The sequence below is a fragment of the Brevundimonas phoenicis genome (genome assembly GCF_047237745.1).
Classification (GTDB): Bacteria; Pseudomonadota; Alphaproteobacteria; order Caulobacterales; family Caulobacteraceae; genus Brevundimonas.
Genome location: NZ_JBDFLN010000001.1, coordinates 83,649 through 105,116 on the forward strand (window position 1 = coordinate 83,649; position 21,468 = coordinate 105,116).

General features: G+C 67.0%; 20 protein-coding genes. 5 read left to right on the forward strand and 15 right to left on the reverse strand.

The genetic code is table 11. From position 1 onward, the window contains the following. Window positions 1-7 precede the first annotated feature (7 nt). A complete protein-coding gene (gene glmM / locus ABC419_RS00390) occupies window positions 8-1,357 on the reverse strand; it encodes a phosphoglucosamine mutase (protein ID WP_412876685.1) in 1,350 nt (449 codons plus the stop codon). A gap of 184 nt (window positions 1,358-1,541) precedes the next feature. On the opposite strand from glmM, the gene glmS reads away from it, so the two are divergent. The 4 genes from glmS to ABC419_RS00410 all read left to right on the forward strand — a co-directional run bounded on the left by glmS (window position 1,542) and on the right by ABC419_RS00410 (window position 6,805). Beyond that, entirely contained in the window at window positions 1,542-3,356 is a 1,815-nt protein-coding gene (gene glmS / locus ABC419_RS00395; RefSeq protein WP_412876684.1) for a glutamine--fructose-6-phosphate transaminase (isomerizing), read from the forward strand. An 83-nt stretch (window positions 3,357-3,439) separates the two neighbouring features. Further along, window positions 3,440-4,333, forward strand: coding sequence for a UTP--glucose-1-phosphate uridylyltransferase GalU (gene galU / locus ABC419_RS00400; protein WP_412876683.1), 894 nt, complete (start codon window positions 3,440-3,442; stop codon window positions 4,331-4,333). 352 nt (window positions 4,334-4,685) lie between these two features. Beyond that, entirely contained in the window at window positions 4,686-5,915 is a 1,230-nt protein-coding gene (locus tag ABC419_RS00405) for an NAD-dependent epimerase/dehydratase family protein (RefSeq protein WP_412876682.1), read from the forward strand. Between the two features lie 14 nt (window positions 5,916-5,929). Next, window positions 5,930-6,805: a Rossmann-fold NAD(P)-binding domain-containing protein gene (locus ABC419_RS00410; protein WP_412876681.1), complete on the forward strand. Its 876-nt coding sequence runs from the start codon at window positions 5,930-5,932 to the stop codon at window positions 6,803-6,805. Between the two features lie 4 nt (window positions 6,806-6,809). Here ABC419_RS00410 and ABC419_RS00415 read toward each other — a convergent pair whose 3' ends face one another. The 13 genes from ABC419_RS00415 to ABC419_RS00475 form a co-directional block, all read right to left on the reverse strand. Then, window positions 6,810-7,433 carry an SAM-dependent methyltransferase gene (locus ABC419_RS00415; RefSeq protein WP_412876680.1) on the reverse strand — a complete coding sequence of 208 codons (624 nt, stop codon included), beginning with the start codon at window positions 7,431-7,433 and terminating at the stop codon, window positions 6,810-6,812. 147 nt (window positions 7,434-7,580) lie between these two features. Beyond that, window positions 7,581-8,201 (reverse strand): DUF1134 domain-containing protein, encoded by a 621-nt coding sequence (locus ABC419_RS00420; protein ID WP_412876679.1) that lies wholly within the window; start codon window positions 8,199-8,201, stop codon window positions 7,581-7,583. A 172-nt stretch (window positions 8,202-8,373) separates the two neighbouring features. Further along, window positions 8,374-8,925 carry a TIGR00645 family protein gene (locus ABC419_RS00425; protein WP_003166428.1) on the reverse strand — a complete coding sequence of 184 codons (552 nt, stop codon included), beginning with the start codon at window positions 8,923-8,925 and terminating at the stop codon, window positions 8,374-8,376. Window positions 8,926-8,927: 2 nt separating this feature from the next. Further along, window positions 8,928-11,321, reverse strand: coding sequence for a phenylalanine--tRNA ligase subunit beta (gene pheT, locus ABC419_RS00430; protein WP_412876678.1), 2,394 nt, complete (start codon window positions 11,319-11,321; stop codon window positions 8,928-8,930). After that, window positions 11,318-11,710 carry a pentapeptide repeat-containing protein gene (locus ABC419_RS00435; protein ID WP_125899464.1) on the reverse strand — a complete coding sequence of 131 codons (393 nt, stop codon included), beginning with the start codon at window positions 11,708-11,710 and terminating at the stop codon, window positions 11,318-11,320. Before ABC419_RS00435 ends, pheT begins: the two co-directional genes overlap by 4 nt. 57 nt (window positions 11,711-11,767) lie before the next feature. After that, window positions 11,768-12,190, reverse strand: coding sequence for a hypothetical protein (locus ABC419_RS00440; RefSeq protein ID WP_412876677.1), 423 nt, complete (start codon window positions 12,188-12,190; stop codon window positions 11,768-11,770). Window positions 12,191-12,203: 13 nt separating this feature from the next. Beyond that, window positions 12,204-13,280 carry a phenylalanine--tRNA ligase subunit alpha gene (gene pheS / locus ABC419_RS00445; protein WP_412876676.1) on the reverse strand — a complete coding sequence of 359 codons (1,077 nt, stop codon included), beginning with the start codon at window positions 13,278-13,280 and terminating at the stop codon, window positions 12,204-12,206. Window positions 13,281-13,368: 88 nt separating this feature from the next. Next, a complete protein-coding gene (rplT, locus tag ABC419_RS00450) occupies window positions 13,369-13,722 on the reverse strand; it encodes a 50S ribosomal protein L20 (RefSeq protein WP_087141803.1) in 354 nt (117 codons plus the stop codon). A gap of 109 nt (window positions 13,723-13,831) precedes the next feature. Continuing rightward, on the reverse strand, window positions 13,832-14,029 hold the full coding sequence (gene rpmI / locus ABC419_RS00455) for a 50S ribosomal protein L35 (protein WP_003166435.1): 198 nt from the start codon (window positions 14,027-14,029) through the stop codon (window positions 13,832-13,834). A 173-nt stretch (window positions 14,030-14,202) separates the two neighbouring features. Beyond that, window positions 14,203-15,474 carry an MFS transporter gene (locus tag ABC419_RS00460; RefSeq protein WP_412876675.1) on the reverse strand — a complete coding sequence of 424 codons (1,272 nt, stop codon included), beginning with the start codon at window positions 15,472-15,474 and terminating at the stop codon, window positions 14,203-14,205. A gap of 110 nt (window positions 15,475-15,584) precedes the next feature. Beyond that, window positions 15,585-17,552, reverse strand: coding sequence for an alpha/beta hydrolase family protein (locus tag ABC419_RS00465; protein WP_412876674.1), 1,968 nt, complete (start codon window positions 17,550-17,552; stop codon window positions 15,585-15,587). 71 nt (window positions 17,553-17,623) lie between these two features. Further along, entirely contained in the window at window positions 17,624-18,145 is a 522-nt protein-coding gene (infC, locus tag ABC419_RS00470; RefSeq protein ID WP_003166438.1) for a translation initiation factor IF-3, read from the reverse strand. 127 nt (window positions 18,146-18,272) lie between these two features. Continuing rightward, window positions 18,273-19,253, reverse strand: coding sequence for a glycosyltransferase family 9 protein (locus ABC419_RS00475; protein WP_412876673.1), 981 nt, complete (start codon window positions 19,251-19,253; stop codon window positions 18,273-18,275). 80 nt (window positions 19,254-19,333) lie between these two features. Between ABC419_RS00475 and ABC419_RS00480 the strand changes: the two genes are divergently transcribed. Next, complete coding sequence (locus ABC419_RS00480) at window positions 19,334-20,074, forward strand: alpha/beta fold hydrolase (protein ID WP_412876672.1); 741 nt, start codon at window positions 19,334-19,336, stop codon at window positions 20,072-20,074. A 31-nt stretch (window positions 20,075-20,105) separates the two neighbouring features. On the opposite strand, the gene hslU is transcribed toward ABC419_RS00480, so the two are convergent. Further along, window positions 20,106-21,413 (reverse strand): ATP-dependent protease ATPase subunit HslU, encoded by a 1,308-nt coding sequence (gene hslU / locus ABC419_RS00485; RefSeq protein WP_412876671.1) that lies wholly within the window; start codon window positions 21,411-21,413, stop codon window positions 20,106-20,108. Window positions 21,414-21,468: the final 55 nt, after the last annotated feature.

Sequence of the window (21,468 nt, forward strand, 5' to 3'; positions counted from 1 at the left end):
AGTCGTACTAGCCCGCCGCCTTCACCGCCTCGGCGACCTCGTTGACCACGCGCTTGACCAGGGCCTCGTCGTCGCCCTCGGCCATGACGCGGATCAGCTTCTCCGTGCCCGACGGCCGGACCAGCAGGCGGCCCGAGCCGTTCAGCGCCGCCTCGGCCTCAGCCATGGCCGCCTTGACCTTGGCGTCCTCCAGCGGCTTTCCGGCGGTGTAGCGGACGTTCTGCAGCAGTTGCGGCACCGGCTCGAACTGACGCGCCAGCTCGCTCATAGGCACGCCCGCCTCGACCAGGACGGCCAGCACCTGCAGCGCCGCCATCAGGCCGTCGCCGGTCGTGGCGTGGTCCTTCAGGATGATGTGGCCCGACTGTTCGCCGCCGATGTTGAAGCCGCCCTCGCGCATCCGTTCCATGACGTAGCGATCGCCGACCTTGGTGCGCTCCAGCGTCAGGCCCTCGGCCTTCAGGCGGCGCTCCAGGCCCAGATTGGACATGACGGTGGCGACCACGCCGTTGCCGTTCAGCCGCCCGCGCTTGGCCCAGTCCAGCCCGATCAGGGCCATGATCTGATCGCCGTCGACCACATGGCCCTTCTCGTCGCAGATGATGACCCGGTCGGCGTCGCCGTCCAAGGCGATGCCGATGTCGCAGCGATAGCGCTTCACCGCCTCGGACACGGCCTCCGGATGGGTCGAACCGCATTCGGCGTTGATGTTCAGGCCGTTGGGCTCGACGCCTACGGGAAAGACCTCGGCCCCCAGTTCATAGAGGGTCGTCGGCGCCACGCGGTAGCCCGCGCCGTTGGCGCAGTCGATGGCGATGCGCAGGCCCTTCAGGCTGAGCCGCTTGGGGAAGGCCTGTTTGGCGATCTCGATATAGCGCGGCGGGGCGTCGTCGATGCGCTTGACCCGGCCCAGCTTGTTCGACGGCGCCAGATCCTGATCCAGGGCCCCGTCCATCATGGCCTCGATCTTCAGCTCGATCTCATCCGACAGCTTGTAGCCGTCCGGCCCGAACAGCTTGATGCCGTTGTCCGCATAGTCGTTGTGCGAGGCCGAGATCATGATGCCCAGATCGGCCCGCATCGAGCGGGTCATCATGGCCACGCCCGGCGTCGGCAGCGGCCCGAACGTCCGCACGTCCATACCGACCGAGGCCAGACCCGCGACGAGCGCCGGCTCGATCATATAGCCGGACAGACGGGTGTCCTTGCCGATCACCACCAGATGGCGGCGGTCGTCGTCGGTGCGGAACAGCCGCCCGGCGGCCAGGCCGACGCGCAGAGCCACCTCGGCCGTCATCGGATGGATGTTGGCCCGGCCGCGAATGCCATCGGTGCCGAAGTATTTTCTCTCGCCCAAGAGGCCGTCCTTCGCTGGCGGCCCCGGAATTGCAAAGAAACCTTCCGAAACCCATTTTTTGATGTCGTCGCCCCCGCGATTTCCTAGAGCGGAGATCAAGGGCGGAGGCTGAACCCTCTCGCTTACCTCAATTTCGCGGCCCTGCGCAAAAAGCGGCGGCTGCGTTCCGATCGGAGCAGACCTCATGTGCGGCATCATCGGCGTCACCGGAACCGGCCCCGTCGTCCCTCGCCTGATCGACAGCCTGAAGCGGCTGGAGTACCGCGGCTATGACTCGGCCGGCATCGCCGTGCAGAACGACGGCGGCGTCGAGCGCCGTCGCGCCAAGGGCAAGATCCGCGAGCTGGAGGCCGTGCTGGCCGCCGACTCGATCGCCGGGACCGTCGGCGTCGGCCACACCCGCTGGGCCACCCACGGCGCCCCGACCACGACCAACGCCCACCCGCACAAGGCCGGTCGCGTCTGCCTGGTCCACAACGGCATCATCGAGAATTTCGCCGAGCTGAAGGCTGAGATGGAGGCCGAGGGCCGCGTCTTCGAAAGCCAGACCGACACCGAGGTCGTGGCTCATCTGCTGGATCACAAGCTGGCGGCTGGGATGGCCCCGCTGGACGCCTTCAAGGCCACCCTCGACCGCCTGACCGGCGCCTACGCCCTCGCCGTCCTGATCGAGGGCGAGGACGAGCTGATCTTGGGCGCGCGTCGCGGCAGCCCTCTGGTCGTCGGCTGGGGCGAGGGCGAGATGTATCTGGGCTCGGATGCCTTGGCCGTCGGCCCCTTCACCCAGAAGATCTCCTATCTGGAAGAAGGCGACTACGTCGCCGTGACCCGCACCGGCGCGCGCATGTTCGACGCCTCGGGCCGCCCGGCCGACCGCGCCGTGGTTCAGGTCTCCGCCTCCTCGGCCCTGGTCGAGAAGGGCGAGTACCGCCACTTCATGGAAAAAGAGATCCATGAACAGCCCGACAGCGTCCAGCACACCCTGTCGGAATACCTCGATCTGGTCTCGGGCAAGGCCAAGGTTCAGGCCGTGGACTTCGCCGCGATCGAGCGCATCCAGATCGTCGCCTGCGGCACCGCCTTCTACGCCGGCCAGATCGGCAAGTACGCCTTTGAACGCTATGCGGGCCTGCCCTGCGACATCGAGATCGCCTCGGAGTTCCGCTATCGTCAGCCGGCCGTGAGCAAGGGGACGCTGGCCGTCGCCGTCAGCCAGTCGGGCGAGACCGCCGACACCCTGGCCAGCCTGACCTGGTGCAAGGCGCAGGGGCTGAAGACCGCCGCCGTGGTCAACGTCCACACCTCCTCCATGGCGCGCGAGGCCGAAATCCTGTGGCCGACCCATGCGGGGCCGGAAATCGGCGTCGCCTCGACCAAGGCCTTCACCGCCCAGGTCGCGGCCCTGCTGTCGCTGGCGGTCGCGGCGGGCGTGGCCCGCGGCAAGATCGACCCCGCCCAGGAAGCCGAACTGGTCAAGGCCCTGTTCGAGGCCCCGCGCCTGATCGCCGAGGCCCTGCAGATGGATGCGGGCATCCACGCCCTGACGCTCGACCTGGCCAAGGCGCGCGACGTGCTGTTCCTGGGCCGCGGCCCGATGTTCCCGCTGGCCATGGAAGGCGCGCTGAAGCTGAAGGAGATCAGCTATATCCACGCCGAGGGCTATGCCGCCGGCGAGCTAAAGCACGGCCCCATCGCCCTAATCGACGAGGCGACCCCCACCGTGGCCCTGGCCCCGCTGGACGACCTGTTCGAGAAGACCGCTTCCAACCTTCAGGAAGTCGCCGCGCGCGGCGGCCCGGTCATCATGATCGCCCCGGAAAAAGCGCCCGACCCGCACGGCGCCGGCATCCGCCGCGTCCACGCCCCCGACTGCCCGGCCCTAATCGCGCCTCTGGTCTACGCCGTGCCGATGCAGCTGCTGGCCTATTACACCGCCGTTCAGAAGGGCACCGACGTCGACCAGCCCCGCAACCTGGCCAAGTCGGTGACGGTGGAATAGGCGAACCCGAACCGTCCGGGGGCGTTTGGAAGCTTCACAAATTACGCCTATGACAGGCGCCCCAAGGCTGATCAGGACGATCCATGACGACCTCCCCCGCCCGCCTTCGCCCAGCCCCTCTGCGCAAGGCGGTCCTGCCCGTAGCCGGTCTCGGCACGCGGGTTCTGCCCGGCACCAAGACCACGCCGAAGGAGCTGCTGAACGTCGTCGACCGACCGATCCTCTCCTACATCGTGGAAGAGGCGCGCGAGGCGGGGATCGAGCACATCGTCTTCGTCACCGGCCGCGCCAAACAGGCGATCGAGGACTATTTCGACCACCAGATCGAGCTTGAGGCCCAGCTCCTGGCCAAGGGCAAGACCGAGATACTGGAGATCATGAACGCCGAACTGGCCCAGGCCGGCGAGATGAGCTTCACCCGCCAGATGCAGCCCAAGGGCCTGGGCCACGCCGTCTGGTGCGCCCGCGACATCATCGGCCACGAGCCCTTCGCCGTCATCCTGCCCGACGTCATCGTGGATTCTCAGCCCGGCGCCCTGAAGCAGCTGGCCGAGCTCTATGCCGAGGTCGGCGGCAACGTCATCGGCGTCGAGGCCGTGCCCGAGGCCGACACCCATAAATACGGCATCATCGACCCCTCGTCCCAGAACGGCCGCCGCTACGGCATGAAGGGCATGATCGAAAAGCCCGCCCAGGGCACGGCGCCCTCGAACATGTCGATCTCGGGCCGCTACATCCTGCAGCCGGAAATCTTCGACCTGCTGGAAACGCAGGAGCGCGGCGCAGGCGGCGAGATCCAGCTGACCGACGCCATGGACCGGCTGATGAAGACGCAAACCTTCACCGCCTATGAGTATGAGGGCGTGACCCACGACTGCGGCGACAAGATCGGCCTGCTGCGCGCCAACGTCGCCCTGGCCCTGAAGCGCCCCGACCTCGGCGACGCCGCCCGCAAGGCCATCGAAAGCCTGTTGTAACCTCCCTTCTCCTTTTTTGTGATCGTGAAGCGCTCAAGCCGCCAGCGCGGCGACACGCTCAAATCCTTCTCCCCTTGTGGGAGAAGGACGTAGGACGCCAGCATAAAGAGCGTCAAAAATCGCTTTGATTTCAAAGCCCCCTTCGCTGCAGACCGGCTTCAGCCCGCCTTACTTGCCCGCCACTTCATCATCGCTGGTCAGCCCCGATAACTCCTCCGAGTTCAGACGATTCAGACGAATTGGACTCTGTTTTTCCGCCCTGCGTCGCTTTCGCCGAGCGCCTCACGCCACGCTTTCGCCCCCTCGCGCGTTCGGCTAGGCAAGTTAGAGTGCTGAAAACGAGGTTCGACTGATGCGCGTGATGATTCTGGGCGGCGACGGCTTCTGCGGCTGGCCCACGGCCCTGCACCTCTCGGCGCGCGGCTGGGACGTGCTGGTCGTCGACAACCTCAGCCGCCGCAACATCGACAATGAGCTGGAAATCCGCTCCCTGACCCCGATCCGCACCATGGGCGAGCGCATCGCCGCGTGGCAGGAGGTCTCGGGCCGCACCATCGACTTCGTCAATCTGACCGTTGGCAAGGAGTTCGATCGCCTGGTCGCCCTGATCAAGGACTGGGCGCCCGACAGCGTCGTCCACTTCGCCGAACAGCGCGCCGCTCCCTATTCGATGAAGTCGGCGCGGCACAAGCTCTACACCGTCGACAACAATCTGAACGCCACCAACCACCTGCTGGCCGCCATCGTCGATAGCGGGCGGGACGTCCACCTGGCCCACCTGGGGACCATGGGGGTCTATGGCTACACCACGGCGGGCCTGCGCATCCCCGAGGGCTATCTGAAGGTCACGGTCGACACCGACCACGGCCCGACCGAACAGGAAATCCTGTTCCCGCCGAACCCCGGCAGCATCTATCACATGACCAAGACCCAGGACGCCCTGCTGTTCCAGTTCTACGCCAAGAACGACGGCCTCAGGATCACCGACCTGCATCAGGGGATCGTCTGGGGCGCCCAGACCGAAGAAACCCGCCAGGACGAGCGCCTGATCAACCGCTTCGACTATGACGGCGACTACGGCACGGTGCTGAACCGCTTCCTGATGCAGGGCGCGCTTGGCTATCCGCTGACGGTGCACGGCTCGGGCGGCCAGACGCGGGCCTTCATCCATATCCAGGACACGGTGCGCTGCGTCGAGCTGGCGCTGAAGAACCCGCCCAAACGCGGCGACCGGGTCAAGATCCTGAACCAGATGACCGAGAGCCGTCGCGTCCGCGACCTGGCCCGCATGGTGGCCGACATGACGGGCGCCCAGGTCCACAACGTCGCCAATCCGCGCCAGGAGGCCGACGAGAACGAACTGGTCGTCGCCAATGACCAGTTCCGCGAACTGGGGCTGAAGCCGATCACCCTGGCCGAGGGGCTGATGGCCGATGTGACCGACATCGCCCGCCGCTACGCCGACCGCGCCGACCGGACCAAGATTCCTTGCGTCACCGCCTGGAACGCCGGCCGCGCCGAAGCCCTGCGCGACGAGGCCGAAACGACCGCCCCTTCCCCCGTCCGCGTCCTGTCCGCCTGAAAGACCCAAGCCCGATGACCGAACCCGCCGCCGCCCCGTCCCTGCTGGTGTTCGGCGGCGGCTATCTGGGACAGGCGGCGGCGCGCGAGACCCTGCGGCGCGGCGGCCGGGCCTTCGCCACGTCGCGCGGTCTCGAAACCCGTCAGGCGCTGGCCGGGCAGGGGATCACGCCGGTCCATCCCGCCGACGCCCTTGCCCTGGGCGCAGCCCTGACTGCCGCTCAGGCCGTGCTGATCACCACGCCGCCGGACGCTCACGGCTGCCCCGCCCTGCGCGCCCTGACGCCGCTGGCGGGCGACGCCTGGCCCGACTGGATCGGCTATGTCTCCTCCACGGCCGTCTATGGCGACCGGGCGGGCGGCTGGGCCTTCGAGGGCGATCCGCTGAACGCCGCCACGCTGGAGGGCGCCCGTCGCGCCCGCGTCGAACGCGACTGGCTGGACGGAGCGCAGGGCATGGGGCTGACGCTGCAGATCTTCCGCCTGCCCGGCTTCTACGGCCCCGGCCGCAGCGTCATCGACCGCCTGCGCGCCGGAACCGCCCGGCTGGTCAGAAAACCCGGCCAGGTGTTCAACCGCATCCATGTGGACGATGTCGTCTCGGGCCTGTTCGCCTCCATGGACCGGCCGCGCCCCGGCGGCGTCTACAACCTGACCGACGACGAGCCGACCTCCGCCGACGTCGTCACCGCCTGGGCGGCTGAACGCCTGAAGCTGCCGCGCCCGCCTGAGGTCGACTGGACCGCCCCCGAGGTCAGCGAGGCCATGCGCCGCTTCTACCTGGACTCCAAGCGCATCTCCAACGCCCGCGCCAAGGCCGAACTGAGCTGGCGCCCGGCCTATCCCTCCTACCGTGAGGGACTGGAAGCGATTCTGGCGTCAGAGGACTGAGGCGTCAGAGCGGCTTGCGCGCAATCAGGTCGATCAGGGCCGAAACGCCCGAATGGCCCGGGCCTTCGTCCAGCTCGGCGTCATAGGCGTCGATCCGTTCGATCTCCAAATCGGCGAAGGCCTCACGCAGCAGGGCCTCGGCATAGAGGTTCTCCTCCACCCCCGGTCCGCCCGTGCCATAGGCCAGCTGCTCGGGCCGATAGCCTTCCAGCAACAGAAGGCCGCCGGGCTTCAGCGCCGTCTTCATGCGGGCGAACATCCGGTCGCGCGCGGCCGGGCCGACGAACTGGATGAAGACGCCGACGACCACGTCCATCCTCCCTTCAGGCCAGGCCCAGTCGTCCAGCCCGCCGATCTGGGCGTCCAGCGCGACTCCGCGCCGGCCCGCCAGAGCCTGCGCCTTCTCCACCGCACGCGGCGAGATGTCGAAGGTCAGGACGTCCAGCCCCTGCTGCGCCAGCCAGACGCCGTTGCGCCCCTCGCCGTCCGCAACAGACAGGGCCTTCAACCCCGGCTGCAGACGCTCCGCCTGCCGCGCCAGAAAGGCGTTGGGCGCCTCGCCGAAACGATAGACGTCATCGGCATAGCGCGCGTCCCAGAAGGCGCGCGTATCGGGCGCAGCGGTCATCAGCGATCTCCCTTGAGGCTCAAGGGGGATATGGCGACGCTGGCCGTCCCCGCAACCGGCCGCGGCGCGATCACGCACGCCACGCGCAAGCTTCAGCGCCGAGCTTCGCTCAAGCCGCGAGGGTCCGCGACCCGAGCATAGCGACACTTAAAATGGCAGGATGTTGCGCTGGCGGCTGTAGCTCATGGTGCCGACGTTGGCGCCCAGACGCACGCCGACGCCGGTGCGGATCGGGGCCAGGACGATGCCGTCCGCGCGCTGATAGTTCACGCCCAGACCAGCGACCAGATAGGCCGAGCCCTCGACGCCCGGATACCGGCGATAGAGCATGTCCGGGTGGTAGAGGCCGTAAACCAGGGTGAACACCCGGCTGGCGTTGCCGCCCCAATCCCAGCCGATGGAGGCGCCCTGCCAGAACACCTCCTGCGAGGCCGACAGATCCTTCATGTGCAGGGCTCCGCGGCCGTAACGCAGACCAGCCACCACGGCGCCCGCGCCTTCCTCGCCCGCGATATAGGCGGTGGGGCGGTCGCCCTGTTCGGCGAAGATGCGTTCGATGGCGCCGCCTACAGCCTCGGCGGCGATGCCCAGTTCCCGCGAGCCGGCGGTGACCAGTTCGTCAAAGGTGTAGGCCTGGGCCCGCTGATCGGACGCGATCGGATAGTTGGGATCGGCGGGCGGGCGGCTGGCGCAAGCGCCGAGACCGGCGGGCAGGACGCCGGCGGCGGCGATGCCGAGGCTGGTGCGAATCAGTTGGCGGCGGTGCATAATCAAGGCTCCCGGCTAAGGACGGTCCGCCCGTCGTCGCGGGCTTGGCCTACCGTCCCTGCCTTTTACGGCAGCCTTGGGGCTTTAAGGTTAACCGAAGATTGCCCGCGCCCCGTTAAAGCGTTCCGGCGGATCAAGCCTGCGTCATGCAGACCGGAAATCCGCCGGGCCGTCAGTGCTTGTCGGTCTTGGCCGCGATCCAGTCCATCAGCGCCAGAAGCACCCCCGAGGCGATGAAGGTCAGATGGATGATCACCGCCCACATCAGCGCCGCCTCATCCAGCGGATGGCCCGGCTTGCCGATGTTCATGAAGCTCTTGAGCAGATAGATGGCCGAGATCGCCACGATGGAGGCGATCAGCTTCATCTTCAGGCCCGAGAAATCCACCGAGCCCATCCACGGCGGGCGGTCCACGTGGTTCTCGTCCAGATCCAGCTTGGAGACGAAATTCTCATAGCCGGAATAGAGGACGATCAGCAGCAGATTGCCCGCCAGCGACAGGTCCACCAGGCTGAGGATGGCCAGGATGGCGGTGTCGGACGTCATGTGGCCGTCGCCGACGATGAAGGCCTGCGGCAGGTAGTAGAACAGCTCCCGCACGAAGACGACGAGCAGCATCACCAGGGCCAGCACCAGGCCGAGGTAGAAGGGGGCCATCAACCAGCGCGCGCGGAACAGGTTCCGTTCGAACTGGGTCTCGGCCCAGGGCTTCTTGTCCGTCATGTTCAGCTTCTCAGAGTTCCGCCGGCCTTGGTCGCAGCAGACGTGATCTTGGCCGTCAGGGCCTCGATCTCCGCTTCGGTCAGGGTGGCGGCGCGGGGCTGGACCTCGACCTCGATCGCCACCGACTTCTGACCTTCAGGCACGCCTTGGCCGCGATAGACGTCGAAGACGCGCACCTCGGCGATCAGGGCCTTGTCGGCGCCCGCCACGGCGCGGGTCAGGTCGCCCACGGCCTTGGCTTCATCCATCAGGAAGGCGAAGTCGCGGGTCAGCGGCATCAGGTTCGGCAGGTCCGCCGCGCCGCGCGCCTTGCCGCCCTTGCCGCGCGGTTCCGGTACGGAATCGAGCACGATCTCGAAGGCCAGCATGGGGCCGTCGGCGTCCAGGGCCTTCAGCACGCGCGGGTGCAGGGCGCCGAACTCGACGATGACGTTCTTGGGCCCCAGCTGCAGCCGGGCCGAACGGCCGGGATGCCACCAGTCGCGGTTCGAGCCTTGCGCCAGTTGCAGGGAGGCGACCGGGGCGCCGATCTCTTCCAGCACGGCCATCAGGTCGCCCTTCAGCGCGAACAGGGGATCTTCCCCCGCCCCGCCCCAGTGACGGTCGGCGTGCGGCGCCGCCAGGCCGGCGATGACGGTGCGCTGGCCGTTCGGCTGGTCGTCCAGATAGATGGGGCCGATCTCGAACAGGGCGACGTCGGCGTGGCCGCGCGCGGCGTTGCGCGCCGCCGCCTGGATCAGGTTCGGCAGGGCCGAGGGCCGCATGCAGTCCAGATCGGCCGCGATCGGGTTCTCCAGCACCAGACGCTCGTCCCCGCCGCCGAACAGGGCGGCGATCGACTGCTTGGTGAAGGACCAGGTGACGGCCTCGGCATAGCCCAGGGCCGCCAGAGCGCGGCGCGCCGTGCGCACGCGCGCCTGACGCGGGCTCAGCACCCCGCCCGGGGCCGGAGCGACAGGCGGCAGGGGCGCGTCGGGCAGGGCGGCGTAGCCCTCGATGCGGGCGACTTCCTCGACCAGATCGGCCGGGCCTTCGATGTCGCGGCGCCAGGACGGCGGCGTCACCGACCAGGGCGAGCCGCGCATGACGGTGAAGCCCAGGGCGAACAGGATCTCGAAGACCCGGTCCTCGCCCAGGTCCATTCCCGACAGCCGCTTCACATAGGAAGGGTCGAAGGCGAAGGCGGCCGGGGCGGCCGGGGCCTGGCCCGCCACCGTGACCATCGACGGCTCGCCGCCGCACAGGTCCAGGATCAGTCGCGTCGCCAGCTCCAGACCGGGGACGACCGAGGCCGTGTCGACGCCGCGCGCGAAGCGGTACTGGGCGTCGGAGCTGACGCCCAGCGAGCGGCCCGTCTGGGCCGTGGCGATGGGGTCGAACCAGGCGCTCTCGACGAAGACGTCGACCGTCTCGTCCGAACAACCCGTGGAGACGCCGCCCATGACACCGCCCAGACCGATGGCGCGCTGACCCTCGGCGTCGGCGATGACGCAGTCGGCGGCGCCCGGCGCATAGGTCTTGCCGTCCAGGGCTTCCATTTGGTCGGCGTCGCCGCGACCGGCGCGCACCACGATCCCGTCGCCCGACAGGCTCGCCAGATCATAGACGTGCAACGGCCGCGCGCGGTCGTAGGAAATCAGATTGGTGACGTCGACGAGGCGGTTGATCGGACGCAGGCCGATGGCCGTCAGGCGCTGTTGCAGCCACTCCGGCGACGGGCCGTTCCGCACGCCCCGGATCACGCGACCGGCGAAGACCGGGCACAGCTCGGGCGCCTCCAGCGTCACCGAGACGGGGCTGTCGAAAGCCCCGGCGACCGGCGCGATCTCCGGCGTCGTTAGCCTGCCGAGCCCGGCGGCGGCCAGGTCTCGGGCGATGCCCGCCACGCCCAGCCAGTCGGGACGGTTCGGCGTCACCTCGAAGTCGATGACCGGCTCGGCGCCGAAAACGCCCGCCGCAGGCTGGCCGACCTGCAGGTCGTCGGACAGCTCCAAAATGCCGTCGCTGTCGTCGGGCAGTTCAAGCTCCGCGCCCGAGCACAGCATGCCGTTGGACACCACGCCGCGCACCGGCTTCTCGACCAGGGTCACGCCCAGGCCGGGCACATAGGCGCCGATAGGGGCGTAGATGGTGGTCAGGCCCGCCCGCGCGTTCGGCGCGCCGCAGACGATCTCCTTCAGGCCGTCCACGGTCTCGACCTGGCAGACCTGCAGCCGGTCGGCGTTCGGGTGGCGTTCGGCCGAAACGATCTTGGCCACGGTAAAGGGCGCCAAGGCGGCGATGGGGTCGTGGACCTCTTCGACCTCCAGCCCGGCCATGGTCATGGCCTCCGCGACCTGATCGACCTCGGCCTCGGTGTCGAGGTGGGCCTTCAGCCAGGAAAGCGTGAACTTCATTGGGCCGTCCCAGGCTGAGAAAGGGCCCCGACCATATTGTCGAGGAAGGCCGCCGAGCCGGTGAAGCCGACGCCGAGGAAGTTGCAATTGATGAACTGGCAGTTTCGGAACGGAATCGGGCCGGTGACACGCTGCGGTCCTTGCGGGCTCAGCATCAGGTTGCGCGGGTCGCCCTGGGCGTCGCCCATGTCGCAGCCGTCAAAGTTGCAGCCTTCCAGCGGCAGCAGGACCGCCGGCCCCTCCATCAGGCAATTTTCAAAACGGCGGCCTTCGATAGCCGACAGCCCTGCGCGAGCGGCTTCCATGAACAACTGCGGCAGCCACACATTTTTGCGGACATAGTTCGGGCCAGGGCCAAGCGCCTCAAGTGTGATGGTGGTGTCAGTCATATCGATCTTTCACAAAACAGAAGGGACGAGCATCGCCGCATCGCGCGGCCGCGCGCACTATCCCTTCGCCTGAGCCTCCGCCTCGGCGCGCGCACTGAGCAGGCCCTGCTCCAGTTCGTCCAACGCCTCCTTGGCGCCGGTGAAGCCTACCTGGACAAAACGGCAGCGCACGAAACGGCAATTGGACATGCCGATCACGCCAGCGATCATATCGCCGCGCGGGTCCAGCAGCAGGGTGCGCGGATTCTGGGCCACGCCCATGTTGCAGCCGTCAAACGTCGTGCCGTTCATGATGGCCATGACAGCCGGACCTTCGATCAGGCATTCGGTGAAGGTCTTGCCGTCAATGAAGACCTGTCCGCCGTTCATGTGGTGCACGGCCAGGGATGGCAGCCAGACGGCTTCCTTCTCAAAAGACGTGCGGGCGATAATTTCGCGACCCAGCTTCTCTTCGGGCGACATCGCGGTCTGATCGGTCATCGGTATTTCCAGTTCAGCTGAGGCCCGACGCCGGGTTCGGCGCGGCGAAGGCGGAGAAGCCGTAGTGCGCCAGCCAGCGCGTATCGGCCTCGAACATGGGGCGCAGGTCAGGCACGCCGTATTTCAGCATGGCCAGGCGGTCGACGCCCATGCCGAAGGCGAAGCCCTGGTACTCGTCCGGGTCGATGCCCGCATTGCGCAGGACGTTCGGGTGCACCATCCCGCAGCCCAGGATCTCCAGCCAGTCCTCGCCCTCATTCAGGGTCAGCTTGCCGCCGGAGCGATCGCAGCGAATGTCCATCTCCGCCGAGGGTTCGGTGAAGGGGAAGTGGTGCGGGCGGAAGCGGGCGTGGACATCGTCCAGCTCGAAGAAGCGGGCGATGAAGGTCTCCAGCGTCGTCTTCAGATGGCCCATGTGGATGTCGCGGTCGATCACCAGGCCTTCGATCTGGTGGAACATCGGCGTGTGGGTCGCGTCGGAATCCTTACGGAAGGTGCGGCCCGGCGCGATGATTCGGATCGGCGGCTTCTGCGACATCATGGTACGCACCTGCACCGGGCTGGTGTGGGTGCGCAGCACCTTGCGCTCGCCCGTTTGCGGGTCGGGCTTCAGGAAGAAGGTGTCGTGCATCTCCCGCGCCGGATGCTTGGGCGGGAAGTTCAGGGCCGTGAAGTTGTGGAAGTCGTCCTCGATGTCCGGCCCCTCGGCGACCGAGAAGCCCATGTCGGCGAAGACGGCGACCATCTCGTCCATGACCTGCATGGTCGGATGCACCCCGCCCTTGCGGCGCGGGCGGCTGGGCAGGGTCAGATCGACGCGCTCGGCCAACAGGCGGGCGTCCAGCTCGGCGGCTTCCAGCTCGGCCTTGCGGGCGGACAGGGCCGACGACACCCGGTCGCGCAGGCCGTTGATGACGGGGCCGCGCTCGCGGCGCTCATCAGGGCTCAGCGCCCCCATGCCTTTCAGCAGGCCCGAGATCGAGCCGGACTTGCCGAGGGCGGCGACGCGGATGTCCTCCAGACCCGCCACGCTCTCGGCCGAGCCGATGGCGTTGATGAGGTCCAGTTCCAGTTGAGCGAGATCGGTCATGCAGGTCGTCTAGCCGCTAGGATCGAAAGCAAAAAGCCCCCCGGCGCGAACCGGAGGGCTTTTGCTTCATCCCGTGAGGGAGGAAAACTTAAGCGAGGGCCGCGCGAACCTTGTCGGCGATGCCCTTGAAACTGGCTTCGTCGGCGGCGATCGTCGACAGAACCTTGCGGTCCAGCTCGATGCCGGCCTTGGCCAGGCCGTGCATGAACTGCGAATAGGTGAAGCCTTCCAGGCGAGCGGCGGCGTTGATGCGCTGGATCCACAGGGCGCGGAACGAACGCTTCTTGTTGCGACGGTCGCGGTAGGCGTATTGACCGGCGCGATCCACCGCAGCCTTGGCGGTGCGGATGGTGTTCTTGCGGCGGCCGTAGAAGCCCTTGGCCTGCTTCAGGACTTTCTTGTGCTTGGCGTGGGACGTAACGCCCCGAGTGACGCGAGCCATTGTAATTTTCCCTTCGGGAAGTCCCTATCGCTCGGCCCGCTGGGCCTTGCTGCTTGAGGGACTTAGTTCAAATTCTATGCGGTTGAGAGATCGTGTCTGCGTGCGCCGATCAGGCGTACGGCATGTAGGACTTGATCTTCTTGGCGTCGGCGTCGGCCATGACCGAAGTGCCGCGGTTCTGGCGGATGTACTTCGAGTTGTGGCTGATCAGGCGGTGGCGCTTGCCGGCCACGCCAGCCTTGACCTTGCCCGTCGCGGTGAATTTGAAGCGCTTCTTGGCGCCCGACTTCGTCTTCAGCTTCGGCATTTTCACTCTCTGTCTTTTAGAGGGCTACCGCTCTTCGAGCTACTTGAGCCCGACCAGCGCCAGCCTGATTTAAGACCGCCCAGGCATGCCTGTTCGCCCGGCGGTCCGGTACGCGAAGGCGCGGCTTCTACGCCAAACGGCTGCCCGAGGCAAGAAGAGTCCGCTTCGACCGCTCAGACAGCGATCGCGCGACGACGCGCGGCGCGCCCGGCGTTGATCGCCATCATCGCCGCCGGAACCGTCAGCACCGCTCCGACCAGGAAGGGCCAATCCGGCCCCACAGCGGAATAGAGAACCCCCGCGACCATAGGGCCGACGATGCGCGCCATCGACCCCGCCGCCATGTTCAGCCCCAGCATGGCCCCCTGCCGATCCGGCGGCGACGAACGGCTGATCAGGGCCGAGATGTTGGGCATGGCCAGCGACATGCCGCAGGCGCCGATCCCCATGACGATGGGAATGATCCACCCGGCCGACACCGGAATGACGAACAGCCCCAGGTCGATCTGCGCCGCAGGGAACCAGGCCGGCGGCGCGACCACCTGCAAGATAAGCGACGTCCCGAACAACAGCATGCCCGCCGCCAGCACCCGCGCCTCGCCGAAGCGCCGCGCCAGTCGACCGGCCAGAAGCCCCTGGTTCACGGCCGAGACCAGGCCCACGATCATGAAGCTGAGCCCCACCTCGCGCGCCGTCCAGGCGTAGCGATGCTCGGCCCACAGGCCGAAGGCGGCCTCCATCGCGGAAAAGCCCGCCAGATAGATCAGGCTGACCACCAGGACGCGCGACACCACCTCGTCCGTGCGGGCGAACTGAATGCCCGACAGGAAGGCGGGACGCGGCGCCGCCGGATCGGCCTTGGCCCGGCTCTCGCGCAGGAAGAACATCACCCCCAGCGCCGCCAGCACCGCCGCGCCGGAGGCGGCGAAGATCGGCAGCTGATAGCCGACATGGCCCATCTGCGGCTGAGCCAGCAAGCCGCCCATGCCCGGCCCGACGATGAAGCCCAGGCCGAAGGCGGCGCCGATCAGCCCCATGCGCCCGGCCCGGCGCTCAGGCGGGGTGACGTCGGCGATATAGCCCTGGACCGTCGAGATGTTGCCCGCGCCCAGCCCGGTGAACATCCGCACCAGGATCGCCGTCCAGATGTTGGGCGCGAAGGCCAGCAACAGATAGCCCACGGCGTTGGCCGCCAGGGTGATCAGCAACACCGGCTTGCGCCCGATCCGATCCGACAGCCGTCCCCAGAAGGGCTCGGCGAAGAACTGGCCCAGGGAGTAGGCCGAGAACATCAAGGTGATCTGCCACGGCTCGGCCTGAAGGCTCTGGGCGAAGAAGGGCAGCAGCGGCACCACCAGGCCGAACCCGACCAGATTGATGAAGACCACGGCGAACAGCACCGCCAGGGTCGGCGCCTGGGCCTTGGGAGACATGGAAGCGGACATGATTTCGCCTTAGCGCGACACCTACGTATCGGAAAGCGCGACGATGCAGAGCGACCCGAAGCTCATGAAGGACGAAGCCATCAACGCCATGCAGCCATATCCCAACAATGTCAGTCAGCGGGGTTGTGCCGCTCCATGAAGGCGATCGCAGCCCGGAACACCGCCTCTCGTCCAGAACGCCGCGACAACCAATGGTCCTCGCCGCGCAACTCGACGACCTCGACGCTCTTCCCTTCTTTTTCCAGCGCGCGCCGGAAAAGTTCAGACTGCTCATATGGCACAACACTGTCATCGGTGCCGTGGATCAACAGAACCGGCGCCCTCACCCGGTCAGCTAAACGCGCCGGTGACACCTCGGCGATGGAGTTGTCGTTGATGCGTGACGCCCCCATGAAACGCTTCCAGTAGCGCATTACGTCTGTATCGCGCCCGCCGGTCTGATCACGCTCCCAAGCCAGCATTCTAGGCAAGTCCGACACGCCCGCGCCCGCCACGGCGCACCGATAGGTTTCCGGATCCAGCGTCACACCCGCCATGGCCGCATAGCCGCCATAGCTCCAGCCGAAGATGCAGACCTTGCCTGCATCGATCACCCCTTCGCGGGCCAGATGCGTCACGCCGTCCGTCAGGTCGGTCTGCATTTTGCGCCCCCACTCGCCATATCCCGCCTCGACATGAGCCAGACCAAAGCCGGTAGAGCCGCGGTATTGAGGCTGAAGAACGGCGTAGCCGCGCGACGCCAGCACCTGAGCCCAATAGTCGAACCCCGGAAGATCACGAGCCTGCGGCCCGCCGTGAGGCATGACGATCAGCGGCAGGTTCTTGGCCTCTCGCCCACGCGGCAAGGTCAGATAAGCGGGGATATCCAGTCCGTCGCGCGCCGAATAGGTGATGTAGCGAACCGGTCCCACCGCTTCGCCCGGCACGCCCGGATAACGCGACCCAACCTTAATCAAGCGCTCTTGCTTGATGTCCACCACGGCATAACTGCCCGGATCGGACGCTCCGTCCGTCAGGACGATCAGCCGATCATAGTCAGGCGTCGCGGATTCAATCCGAATGTTCTGCCCGGGAAACAAGCCCTCCAAATACCGCCAACGACGCGCCATATCCTCATCGGTGAACAGGAATTCCGCACGTTCTTCGCCTTCGGCCCTGAAGCCAAGAAGATTTCGGGTCAGCGGATGATAAATCGGCGAGGGCTCAACCATATCATCGATCCGGAGTCGCCGCGCCTCGCCGCCCGCCAGCAGCACCTCGTAAAGCTCGATATCGCCATCCCTGGGCACGGAGATCAGAACGGAGCCTTCAGTCGTGCCCGCTCCAAGCAGGGCAGGCGTATCGATCTTAAATCCTTCGCCGCTCCAGATTTCTCGCCAACCCACATCCGCCTTGGCCTGCAGCCACCACCGCCCCGTGTCACGGCTCCACTGAGCGCGCGCGACAGACTTCCCGTCTGGTCCCACCACGCCCTCGAAGTCCGGCCTGAGAACTCCCTGGCCACTGTCCAGATCGACCTCGAACACCGAGAGGCCATGGTCTCGCACATAGCTGCGTACAAAAGTTCGGATTCGCCCGTCCACCTCGCGCTGGAATGGAGGACCTGCGATGAAGTTGAACAGGCCCGTTCCCTGCGACTGTCGCGACCCGGCGACGCTACCGCCCCGAGAACTGGACGAACGCATCAAGGTCACGAAACGGCGCGTGCGGACGTCGAACGACTGAGCCGTGTAGAATTCCGCACGGTCAGAGACCCATGCGATATCCGTATACTCAGAGGTCGTGATCACGACATGATCGTTATCCGCCCAGAAGACATCTCGAACCTTCTTGTCGCCGAGATCGACTGCGCCCAGGGCCTCCCCGGCGAGCGAACGGACACCCAAGCGACGCTGCCCCTGTGGCGTCACGCCGATGAAGGCCAGCCGGGCTCCATCAGGCGACAGCACCACCTGATCGAGAGCTGGCAGTGAAGCATAAGCCTCCACAGGCGGCGCGGATGGCGGCGTCGCGTCTCCCGCCTCAACGCCCCCGGCCAACACCAAGGAAGCCGCAGCCGAGATCAGGATCAGCTTCATGTCCCCTCCAGAACAAAAAACGACGCTACACAGAAGCGTAGCGTCGTTATTCGTTCAAGTGATTTTCGCGATCAGCGCGGGGCCAGGATCATGATCATCTGGCGGCCTTCCATCTTGGGCGCGAACTCGACCTTGGCCTCTTCCTCGAAATCGGCCTGGACCTTGTTCATCAGCTTCATGCCCAGTTCGGGGTGGGCCATTTCGCGGCCGCGGAAGCGGATGGTCACCTTGACCTTGTCACCGTCGTCGAAGAAGCGGTGCATGGCCTTGGCCTTCACGTCATAGTCGTGCGTGTCGATGTTCGGCCGAAGCTTGATTTCCTTCAGCTCGACGACCTTCTGACGCTTGCGCGCCTCGGCCTTCTTCTTCTGTTCCTGGAAGCGATGCTTGCCGTAGTCCAGAATCTTGCACACCGGCGTTTCGGCGTTGGCGACGATCTGAACCAGGTCCAGGCCCGCCTCCTCGGCGGCCTCCAGCGCAGCCGACAGCGGCATGACGCCCTGTTTTTCCCCGTTCTGGTCGATGAGCAGAACGCGGGCGGCGCGGATATCCTGGTTGATGGGCGGCCCGTCCTTTACGGGCGGCGCTTGCATGGGACGGCGAATGGGCGTCGTTTCCTTATGTGATCAGAAGATAGGCGAATCTGGTGGCGAGGATTCAGCGCACACAACTGCGGCTGCGTTCCAAGCGGCCGGAATATGGCGACGCAAGGCCGCTATTTCAAGGGATTTCGGGCCCCCAGGCCTTTGCGGCCCCTTCAGCGACATAGGCGTCGTACAGGTCCAGCACCGCATCGAAGACATGATCGACGCTCAGATCCTCGATCGGGGCGAACTGGCCGCGCGTCTCATTGGACGCCGCGGTGCGCGTCTTCGGCCCCCACGGCCCATAGAGCCACCACTCGGTCGGGCCGAACAGCCCCAGCGTCGGCCGCCCCAGCGCCGCCGAGACGTGCATCAGGCCGCTGTCGTTGCCGACAAACAGGGTCGCCCGGTCGATGGCGGCGGCCGAACACAGGATGTCGCCCTTGCCCACGCAGTCGATGGCGCGCGGTCCCGCCGCCTCCAGCGCCGGGGTTGCGGGCGGCCGGTCGCCGGGACCGCCGACGGGCATGAAGCGCCAACCGTCGAAGCGCGGCTCCGCCTTCAGCTTCTCGACCAGTTGACCCCAGCGGTCGGCGGGCCACGACTTGCCCGGCTGGTGCGCAATGGGGGCGAGCGCGATGATAGGCCCGGCGCCCGGCCCGGCGGCCAGTTGCGGATCGATGACGGCGGCGGCCTCGACACGGGCCCGAACGTCGAGGAAGATTTCCGGGTCCAGCGGCGTCGGCGAACCCATCAGGCGCGACACCATCTCGACCTTGCGCAGGCCCGTCTCCCAGCGGCGGTTGTAGACGATGCGCCGCTTGGCCGGGATCAGATAGGCCAGGGCCGAGCCGCGGATGTCCACGACCATGTCCCACTGCGTGCCGCGCACCTGCTTCCACAGATCGATCCAGTGTCCGGCGGCCTTCTTCTTGTCGAGGATGATGACGCGCTCGACGTTCGGCGCCGAGCGGAAGAAGGGGGCGGGCGGGCGGCCGCAGGCGACGGTGATCTGTACGCCCGGCAACTGGCGCGCGATCTCGCGGATCACGCCCGAGGAGATGACGCAGTCGCCGATCCGGTTGGAGCTGACGAAGAGGGCTTTGGGTGCGGACAAGCGGGGGCTCTCGCGGCCTGTGAAGAGACCCGGTCTCTGCTAAAGCCATTCCGCGAGGAATGACAGTCCGAGGAGTTTTCATGTCCGACGTCCAGACGCTGCAACGCCCCGACGGTGAAACGCTGGCCTATAAGGCGATCAAGGGCGACGGCCCGACGGTCATCTGGATCGGCGGCTTCCGCTCGGACATGGAGGGGACCAAGGCGCTGGCGCTGGACGCCGCCGCCCGCGAGCGCGACTGGAACTATGTGCGCTACGACCACTTCGCCCATGGCGTCTCCTCCGGCGACTGGAAGCAGGCGACCATCGGCCGCTGGCGCGAGGACGCCGTCGCCCTTATCGACAGTCTGGAGGGCCCGGTGATCCCGGTCGGCTCGTCGATGGGCGGCTGGGTGGCCCTGCTGGCGACGCTGGCGCGGCCGGAGCGGGTCAAGGGCGTGGTGCTGGTCAATCCGGCGCAGGACTTCACCGAAAAGCTGATGTGGCCGGGTCTGGCGGATCATGAGCGTCAGGCCATCCTGCGCGAAGGCGAAACGGTCATCACCGAGGAAGGGCTTGGCTCCTACGTCCTGACCCGGCGGATGTTCGAGGAGGCGCGCGACTGGCTGCTGCTGGACGGCCAGATCGACATCACCGCGCCGGTCCATGTGCTGCAGGGCCGCGCCGACGACGTGGTGCCGTGGCGCCATCAGGTCGAGCTGGCCGAACGCCTGAGCGGCGGCGACCTGCGCCTCGACCTGATCGAAGGCGGCGACCACCGGCTGTCGAGCCCCGCAGAGCTTAAGCGGTTGGTCGAGGCGGTGGAGGCGATGCGGGGCTGACCCCGCACCGCCGCGACAGCGGATCAGCCCATCACAGGATGAACCGGCTCAGGTCGACGTTCTTGGCCAGGTCGCCGACCTTCTCGCGCACCTTGTCGCCGTCGAAGGTCAGGGTCTGGCCCGACAGGTCCGCGGCCTTGAAGCTGGTTTCCTCCAGCACCCGCTCCATCACCGTCTGAAGACGGCGCGCGCCGATGTTCTCGACGGTGGAGTTGGCGGCCACGGCGGCGTCGGCCATGGCCTCGACCGCGTCGTCGGTGAAGACCAGTTCGACCCCTTCGGTCGCCAGCAGGGCCTGGTTCTGACGGATCAGATTGGCCTCGGGCTCGGTCAGGATGCGCTTGAAGTCGTCGCGGGTCAGGGCCTTCAGCTCCACCCGGATCGGCAGGCGACCCTGAAGCTCGGGCAACAGATCCGACGGCTTGGCGACATGGAAGGCGCCCGAGGCGATGAACAGCACATGGTCGGTCTTCACCGGCCCATACTTGGTCGACACCGTCGTGCCTTCGATCAGGGGCAGCAGGTCGCGTTGCACCCCTTCGCGCGAGACGTCGGCGCCGCCGCCGCGATCCTGGCGCGCGGCCACCTTGTCGATTTCGTCCAGGAAGACGATGCCCTCGTTTTCGGCCAGCAGCAGGGCTTCCTTGGTCAGGCTTTCCTGATCCAGCAGCTTGTCGCTCTCCTCGGTGACGAGGGGCGCCAGGGCGTCGCGCACAGTCAGCTTGACCGTCTTGGTACGGCCGCCGCCCATCTTGCCCAGCATCTCCGACAGGTTCAGCAGGCCGACGTTGCCCCCGCCGCCCGGCATGTCCAGCCCCTGCAGCGGCGAGGCCGTATCGGCCAGGGCGATCTCGATCTCCTTGTCGTCCAGCTCGCCCGCCCGCAGCTTCTTGCGGAAGGCCTCGCGCGTGACGGGCTGGGAACCCGGTCCGACCAGGGCGTCCAAGATGCGTTCCTCGGCCTGACCTTCGGCGCGGGCCTTGACGCCCGAGCGGCGCTTGTCGCGCACCATGACCAGGGCGCTTTCGACCAGGTCGCGCATGATCTGATCGACGTCGCGGCCGACATAGCCGACCTCGGTGAACTTGGTCGCCTCGACCTTGAGGAAGGGCGAGCCGGCCAGACGCGCCAGGCGCCGGGCGATCTCGGTCTTGCCCACGCCTGTCGGGCCGATCATCAGGATGTTCTTGGGCGTGACCTCGTCGCGCAGGTCGTCCGGCACGCGCTTGCGGCGCCAGCGGTTGCGCAGGGCCACGGCAACGGCGCGCTTGGCGTCGTCCTGGCCGACGATGAAGCGGTCCAGCTCGGAGACGATTTCACGGGGAGACAGATCAGTCATGGTTCAGACGGTCCAGAAATACGCATATCAGGCGCTCAAGCAGCAAGCCGCCGCG

Excerpts from the sequence above, each read along its gene's own strand:
- glmS (WP_412876684.1), top strand. The coding sequence starts at position 1,542 with ATGTGCGGCATCATCGGCGTCACCGGAACCGGCCCCGTCGTCCCTCGC.
- galU (WP_412876683.1), top strand. The coding sequence starts at position 3,440 with ATGACGACCTCCCCCGCCCGCCTTCGCCCAGCCCCTCTGCGCAAGGCG.
- ABC419_RS00405 (WP_412876682.1), top strand. The coding sequence starts at position 4,686 with ATGCGCGTGATGATTCTGGGCGGCGACGGCTTCTGCGGCTGGCCCACG.
- ABC419_RS00410 (WP_412876681.1), top strand. The coding sequence starts at position 5,930 with ATGACCGAACCCGCCGCCGCCCCGTCCCTGCTGGTGTTCGGCGGCGGC.
- ABC419_RS00415 (WP_412876680.1), bottom strand. The coding sequence starts at position 7,433 with ATGACCGCTGCGCCCGATACGCGCGCCTTCTGGGACGCGCGCTATGCC.
- ABC419_RS00420 (WP_412876679.1), bottom strand. The coding sequence starts at position 8,201 with ATGCACCGCCGCCAACTGATTCGCACCAGCCTCGGCATCGCCGCCGCC.
- ABC419_RS00425 (WP_003166428.1), bottom strand. The coding sequence starts at position 8,925 with ATGACGGACAAGAAGCCCTGGGCCGAGACCCAGTTCGAACGGAACCTG.
- pheT (WP_412876678.1), bottom strand. The coding sequence starts at position 11,321 with ATGAAGTTCACGCTTTCCTGGCTGAAGGCCCACCTCGACACCGAGGCC.
- ABC419_RS00435 (WP_125899464.1), bottom strand. The coding sequence starts at position 11,710 with ATGACTGACACCACCATCACACTTGAGGCGCTTGGCCCTGGCCCGAAC.
- ABC419_RS00440 (WP_412876677.1), bottom strand. The coding sequence starts at position 12,190 with ATGACCGATCAGACCGCGATGTCGCCCGAAGAGAAGCTGGGTCGCGAA.
- pheS (WP_412876676.1), bottom strand. The coding sequence starts at position 13,280 with ATGACCGATCTCGCTCAACTGGAACTGGACCTCATCAACGCCATCGGC.
- rplT (WP_087141803.1), bottom strand. The coding sequence starts at position 13,722 with ATGGCTCGCGTCACTCGGGGCGTTACGTCCCACGCCAAGCACAAGAAA.
- rpmI (WP_003166435.1), bottom strand. The coding sequence starts at position 14,029 with ATGCCGAAGCTGAAGACGAAGTCGGGCGCCAAGAAGCGCTTCAAATTC.
- ABC419_RS00460 (WP_412876675.1), bottom strand. The coding sequence starts at position 15,474 with ATGTCCGCTTCCATGTCTCCCAAGGCCCAGGCGCCGACCCTGGCGGTG.
- ABC419_RS00465 (WP_412876674.1), bottom strand. The coding sequence starts at position 17,552 with ATGAAGCTGATCCTGATCTCGGCTGCGGCTTCCTTGGTGTTGGCCGGG.
- infC (WP_003166438.1), bottom strand. The coding sequence starts at position 18,145 with ATGCAAGCGCCGCCCGTAAAGGACGGGCCGCCCATCAACCAGGATATC.
- ABC419_RS00480 (WP_412876672.1), top strand. The coding sequence starts at position 19,334 with ATGTCCGACGTCCAGACGCTGCAACGCCCCGACGGTGAAACGCTGGCC.
- hslU (WP_412876671.1), bottom strand. The coding sequence starts at position 21,413 with ATGACTGATCTGTCTCCCCGTGAAATCGTCTCCGAGCTGGACCGCTTC.